At 75.4% G+C, this 6,114-nt stretch carries 7 protein-coding genes; 1 reads left to right on the top strand and 6 read right to left on the bottom strand.

Going from position 1 to position 6,114, the window contains the following annotated elements; genetic code table 11:
- Positions 1-78 precede the first annotated feature (78 nt).
- Entirely contained in the window at positions 79-1,350 is a 1,272-nt protein-coding gene (cbiE, locus tag IE312_RS28430) for a precorrin-6y C5,15-methyltransferase (decarboxylating) subunit CbiE (RefSeq protein WP_189985157.1), read from the bottom strand.
- Positions 1,347-2,165: a precorrin-4 C(11)-methyltransferase gene (gene cobM / locus IE312_RS28425; RefSeq protein ID WP_189985156.1), complete on the bottom strand. Its 819-nt coding sequence runs from the start codon at positions 2,163-2,165 to the stop codon at positions 1,347-1,349. The genes cbiE and cobM overlap by 4 nt, the downstream gene beginning before the upstream one ends.
- A gap of 82 nt (positions 2,166-2,247) precedes the next feature.
- Here cobM and IE312_RS28420 point away from each other — a divergent pair, with 82 nt between their 5' ends.
- Positions 2,248-2,976 (top strand): ZIP family metal transporter, encoded by a 729-nt coding sequence (locus IE312_RS28420; RefSeq protein WP_189985155.1) that lies wholly within the window; start codon positions 2,248-2,250, stop codon positions 2,974-2,976.
- Positions 2,977-3,095: 119 nt separating this feature from the next.
- On the opposite strand, the gene cobI is transcribed toward IE312_RS28420, so the two are convergent.
- The 4 genes from cobI to IE312_RS28400 form a co-directional block, all read right to left on the bottom strand.
- Entirely contained in the window at positions 3,096-3,827 is a 732-nt protein-coding gene (gene cobI / locus IE312_RS28415; RefSeq protein ID WP_189985154.1) for a precorrin-2 C(20)-methyltransferase, read from the bottom strand.
- Entirely contained in the window at positions 3,824-5,203 is a 1,380-nt protein-coding gene (locus tag IE312_RS28410; RefSeq protein ID WP_189985153.1) for a cobyrinic acid a,c-diamide synthase CobB, read from the bottom strand. The genes cobI and IE312_RS28410 overlap by 4 nt, the downstream gene beginning before the upstream one ends.
- Complete coding sequence (gene cobO / locus IE312_RS28405; protein ID WP_189985152.1) at positions 5,197-5,796, bottom strand: cob(I)yrinic acid a,c-diamide adenosyltransferase; 600 nt, start codon at positions 5,794-5,796, stop codon at positions 5,197-5,199. Before cobO ends, IE312_RS28410 begins: the two co-directional genes overlap by 7 nt.
- On the bottom strand, positions 5,796-6,114 hold a 319-nt coding region (locus tag IE312_RS28400; protein WP_502266995.1), incomplete at its 5' end, for a vWA domain-containing protein. The genes IE312_RS28400 and cobO, both read right to left, overlap by 1 nt.

Below are 6,114 nucleotides of genomic sequence, written 5' to 3'. Positions count from 1 at the left end.
CGCGCGTCCGGTCCGGCCAGGCCGCGGCCAGCCGGTCGCGCGCCGCGGCTCCCGCCGCCGTGGCGGAAATGAGGCCGATCACTGGGCAACTCCTTCACTAGACGCCGGGGTGCGCTCGCCCCACAGCAGGAACACAGGATTGGTGGCCGCCAGCCGGGTCACGTCCCCGGGCAGCGGCGCCAGCCGCGAGGACTGCAGCAGCACCCCGTCACAGGTGAACCCGGCACCCGTCAGCGCCGCGCGCGCCGCCGGTACCCGGTCGAGGGCGGCCATGGCCACGACCACGGTCCGCCGGGCCCGCCGCGCGCACGCGTCGACGACGGCGGGCAGCTCACGCCCCCCGCCGCCGACGAAGACGGCGTCCGGATCGTCCAGCCCCGCCAGGACGGAGGGCGCCGAGCCCTGCACCACCCGCACGTCCACGCCGTGGGCGCCCGCGTTGGCGCGGATCCGTGCCACCCCGTCCGGGGACTTCTCGACGGCGACGGCGGCCGCGCCGAGCCGCGCGCACTCCACCGCGACCGAGCCCGACCCGGCGCCCACGTCCCACACCAGGTCGCCCAGGCGCGGCCCCAGCCGGGCCAGGGCCAGCGCCCGCACCTCGAACTTGGTGATCATCGAGTCCCGGTGCGCGAACCGGCCCTCGTCCAGGGCCCAGCCGGCGGGCCCGGCCGGCGGCCCCGCGACCGTGCGGACACCGCCCAGCGCCCGGGTCTCGTCGAGGCACAGCACCACGCTGACGTCCGGGCCCCAGTCCCGGGCGGCGGCCTCGGCGGGCGTGACCCGCTCGACCCGCTCCTGTCCGGAACCGAGGGCGCGGGCCACGACGAGCACCCGCCCGCCGGGCGCGTCCGCCGGGGAGGTCCCCGGCGGGCACGGGCCGGGCAGCAGCGCCGCCCCCAGCTCCGCGGGACCCGCTCCCGGTCCGGTCAGCACCGCCACCTTCGGCCGTGCCCGGCACACGTTGACCGCCGTACGCAGCTCCCGGCCGTGCGCGCTGACGACGACCGCGTCGTCCCACGGCAGCCCGATCCGCGCGAACGCGGCCGCCACCGAGGACACCCCCGGCCGTACGTCGAGCAGTTCCGGCCCGAACCGCTCGGCCAGCACCCGCACGATCCCGAAGAACCCCGGGTCACCGGAGGCCAGCACGACGACCCGGCCCGCCTTCTCCAGGTGCCGCTCGACGACGTCCAGGGCCGGTGCCAGCGGCCCCAGCACGACCCGCTCGGCGTCCGCCGGCAGGCCCGCGGCGTCCAGGTGCCGGCGGCCCCCGACGACCAGGGCGGCACCCGCGAGGACGTCCGCGGGAAGCGGCGCCCCCGTCCCCGTGCCGACGACCGTGATCAACTCTTCGCCCTCTGCTCGCGCAACGCCCGCCGCGCCTGCGGGTCGGCCTTGCGGTAGCCGTGGAAGTGGCCCGGGTGGTACAGGTGCGACCGTGTCCCACGGGCGTCCAGCGCCGGGCCGACCAGGAACAGCGTGTGCTTCCAGAGCTTGTGCTCCTTGACGGTCTCCTCCAGGGTGCCGATCGTGCACGTCACGACCAGCTCCTCCGGCCAGGTCGCCTGGTAGGCGACGACCACCGGGGTGTCCGTCGGATAACCGCCCTCCAGCAGCTCGCGCACCAGCTGCCCGCTGCGCGCCGCCGACAGGAAGACCGCCATCGTGGTGCCGTGCCGGGCGAACTCGCGCACCTCCTCGCCGGGCGGCATCGGCGTCTTGCCGCCGCCCAGCCGGGTCAGCACCACGGACTGCGCGACCTCGGGGATCGTCAGCTCGCGCTGTGCGAGCGCGGCCACCGCGGAGAAAGACGACACACCCGGGACGACCTCGGTCGCGATGCCGATCTCCTGGCAGCGGTCCAGCTGCTCCTGGGTGCCGCCCCACAGGGCCGGGTCGCCGGAGTGGATCCGGGCGACCTTCAGGCCCTCCTCGAACGCACGTCGGTACACGGCGACGACGTCCTCCAGCGACATGGTCGCGGAGTCCAGGATCTCGGCGTCCTCACGCGCGTGTCCGAGGACCTCCGCCTGGACCAGGCTCGCGGCCCAGATCACCACGTCGGCCTCGGCGATGGCCCGGGCGGCGCGGAACGTCAGCAGATCGGCGGCGCCGGGGCCGGCACCGACGAAGGTCACCTTGCCGGTGGGGGCTTCGGCCATGGGAATCGGTCCTCTCCTACGAGTACTGCGGTTGTTGCCGGTGGACGTGCGGGAACGCGGGTCGATCCGATAGCAAGGGCCTATGGCGGTCCTCGTCGCGCTCGGCGCGTTCCTGATGACGCTGGCCGGCGGCTGGACGGCACAGCGCGTGACCGACCGCCGCCACCTGGTGCTGGGCCTGGCCGGCGGGCTGATGCTCGGCGTGGTGGGCCTGGACCTGCTGCCGGAGGCGCTGCGCGCGGCCGGCCGCGAGGTCTTCGGCGTGCCCGCCGCCCTGCTTTTGTTCGTGGCCGGGTTCCTGCTCGCCCATCTGGCGGAACGCACGCTGGCCGCCCGTCAGGCGGCGCACGGCGGCGCCGAGGACCACCACCGGGTGCCCCAGGTGGGCCTGGCCGCGGCCGGCGCGATGGTGGGGCACAGCGCCATGGACGGCGTGGCGATCGGCGCGGCCTTCCAGGTGGGCGGCGGCATGGGCGCGGCCGTCGCGCTCGCCGTGATCGCCCACGACTTCGCCGACGGCTTCAACACCTTCACCCTGACCAGCCTCTACGGCAACGCGCGCCGCCGGGCCGTCGCCATGCTGGTCGCGGACGCCTGCGCACCCGTGCTGGGCGCGCTGTCCACCGCGTTCTTCCGCATCCCCGAACCGGTGCTCGGCGGCTATCTCGGCCTCTTCGGCGGCGTACTGCTCTACCTCGCCGCCGCCGAGATCCTGCCCGAGGCCCACCACGAGCACCCGGCCCGCTCCACCCTGCTGTGCACGGTGGCCGGCGTCGCCTTCGTCTGGCTGGTGGTGGGCTTCTCCGGCTGAACCGGCCCGACCGGACGAACCGGCGCACGGGACCCGAACGGTGACACCGGCGGCTCCGGCGGCTCCGGAGGCCCCGGTCGGCCCGTCCGGCCGCGCGCCCGCAGCGGCAGCACTGAGCGTCACAGCTTCCCGCCCCGCCCGCCGTCCCGGCGCGGGGGCGCGATCAGCGTCGACAGATACGGCAGCGGCGTCCCGTCCAGCTCGGCGGCCGGCCGCACCGACTCCTCCGGCAGTCCCAGTGCCGACCCCCACACGGCGTCCTGCAGCCGCCCGTTCTCCGCCAGCGCCTCGGCCACCTCGGCGGCCTGCCGCCCGAACTTGTACGCCACCACCGTCCCCGGCCCGGCCAGCGCCTCCTTCAGCACGGCCGACCCGGCCGTCACCGGCACGAGGGTGAGCGGCTCGGTGCCCTCGGTCAGCACGGCCCCCGACCGCGCCGCGAGGTCCTGCATGGCGGTGATCCCGGGCACGGTCTCCACGACCACGCCCGGCACCAGTTCCGCGATGGTCTGCGCCAGGTAGGTGAAGGTCGAGTACACGTTCGGGTCGCCGATGGTGGCGAACGCGACGGACCCGTGCCGGGCCAGCAGCTCGGCGACCCGGCCGCCGGCCGCGTCCCAGGCCGCCTCCCGGCGCGCCCGGTCGGACCGCTCGTTCAGCGCGAACACCACCCGGACGACCTTCTCCTGGGGCACGTAGTGCAGCACGGTCGCCTCGGCCCGCCCCCGCTCGCCCGTGTCCATGACGGGTACGACGACGACATCGGCGGCCCGCAGCGCGTTGACCCCCTTGACGGTCACCAGCTCCGGATCACCGGGACCCACCCCGACCCCGACCAGCCTGCTGCTCATGACGTCCGGCACCTCTCCACGAACCGACGGGCGACACCGGGCTCGGACGCCCAGTGCGTGTGCAGGTAACTCGCGTGCACGCCCTGCTGTACGAAACCTTCGACCCGCCGGGCCGGGGCGCGTACGCCCCAGGCGGGCGCGGCACCGGCACCCGGCTCGACGACCGTGCGGTGGAACTCGTGCCCCCGCATCCGCGTCCCGGCCGCCGCCAGCACACTGTCCCCGACGGCCACGGCGTCCCGGTAGCCGAGCGTCAGCCGTCCGGTCATCCGCGCGCCCGCGTCCAGCACCCCGCACATGGGCTGCCCGTCCAGCTCGCGGCACAGGTAGAGCAGCCCGGCGCACTCGGCGGCCACGGGGGCGCCGGAGTGCGCGAGGTCCGCGACGGCCGCGCGCAGCGGTTCGTTGGCGGACAGCTCGGCGGCGTACACCTCCGGGAAGCCGCCGCCGATCACCAGCCCGGCGGTCCCGTCCGGCAGCCGCTCGTCCCGCAACGGGTCGAAGACGACGACCTCGGCACCGGCGGCGGCGAGCAGCTCGGTGTGCTCGGCGTAGGAGAAGGTGAAGGCCTCCCCGCCGGCGACGGCGACCACGGGCCCGCGCTCCTCGGCCGGCCGGGACGGCCGGTCAGGGGCGGGCGACTCGGGGGTCCAGGGGGCCGGGTCCCCGGGGAGGGGACCGGCACTCCGGGCGAGTGCCTCCAGCGCGTCCAGGTCACAGCCCCGTACCACCTGGCCGGCCATCGAAGCCACCGCCTCGACCGCCGCGGAACGCCGTTCGGCGACCGGAACCAGCCCCAGGTGCCGGGAGGGCACGTCCACCTGCACGGCCCGCCGCAAGGCGCCCAGCACCGGCACGCCGGAGGCGTCCAGCGCCTCGCGCAGCAGCTCCTCGTGCCGGTCGGAGCCGACCTTGTTCAGGATCACGCCCCCGACCCGCACCCCGGGGTCCCAGGACGCGAAGCCGTGCACCAGCGCCGCCACCGACCGCGACTGCGACGACGCGTCCACGACGAGGACCACCGGCGCCCGCAGCAGCTTGGCGACGTGTGCGGTGGACGCCAGCTCGCCCTCCCCGGCGGCCCCGTCGTACAGCCCCATCACGCCCTCGACCACGGCCAGGTCGCACCCGCGCGCCCCGTGCAGGAACAGCGGGGCGACCAGCTCCGGCCCGCACAGGTACGCGTCCAGGTTGCGCCCCGGCCGCCCGGTCGCCAGGGCGTGGTAGCCCGGGTCGATGTAGTCCGGCCCGACCTTGTGCGGGGACACGGCGAGCCCCCGCGCGGCGAACGCGGCCATCAGCCCCGTGGCGACGGTGGTCTTGCCGCTGCCCGAGGAGGGCGCGGCGACGACCAGCCGGGGAACGGCACTCACCACTCGATGCCCTTCTGGCCCTTCTGCCCCGCGTCCATGGGGTGCTTGACCTTGGACATGTCGGTGACGAGGTCGGCGAGGTCCACCAGCTTCTGCGGCGCGTTCCGACCGGTGATCACCACGTGCTGGGTGCCCGGCCGGTTCCGCAGCACCTCCACGACCTCGTCGGTGTCGACCCAGCCCCAGTGCATCGGGTACGCGAACTCGTCCAGCACGTACAGCCGGTACGTCTCGGCGGCCAGGTCCCGCTTGACCTGCTCCCAGCCCTCGCGGGCCTTGTCCTCGTTGTCCAGCTGCGCGTCCCGCTGGACCCACGACCAGCCCTCGCCCATCTTGTGCCAGGCCACGGTCCCGCCCTGCCCGGAGGCGCCGAGCACCTTGAGCGCGTTCTCCTCGCCGACCTTCCACTTCGCCGACTTGACGAACTGGAACACCCCGATGGGCCACCCCTGGTTCCAGGCGCGCAGCGCGAGCCCGAACGCGGCGGTGGACTTGCCCTTGCCGACGCCCGTGTGCACGACGACCAGCGGCCGGTTGCGGCGCTGGCGGGTCGTCAGACCGTCGTCCGGTACGACACTCGGCTGTCCCTGCGGCATTACGCGGCCCTCCCGCTCTGCATTCCCTTCACCAGCCCGGCGATCGAGTCCGCCCGCAGCTCGTCCAGCGTCACAGCCGTACCGCCCAGTTCCCCGGCCAGCTGCCCGGCGAGCCCGAGCCGCACCGGCCCCGACTCGCAGTCCACGACCACCGAGGCGACCTGCTCGGCCGCGAACAGCCGGGCCGCCCGCCCCGCGAGGGCGACCGGCTCCGGGCCGCCGGTGGCCCGGCCGTCGGTCACCACGACCAGCAGCGCCCGCCGCGCCGGATCCCGCAGCCGCTCCACGCGCAGCACCTCGTGCGCCTTGAGCAGCCCC

It is taken from the genome of Streptomyces capoamus, from assembly GCF_014654935.1.
GTDB classification, from domain to species: Bacteria; Actinomycetota; Actinomycetes; order Streptomycetales; family Streptomycetaceae; genus Streptomyces; species Streptomyces capoamus.
Note: the sequence above shows the minus strand (reverse complement) of the source record. Positions and strands in the feature narration are given on the sequence as shown.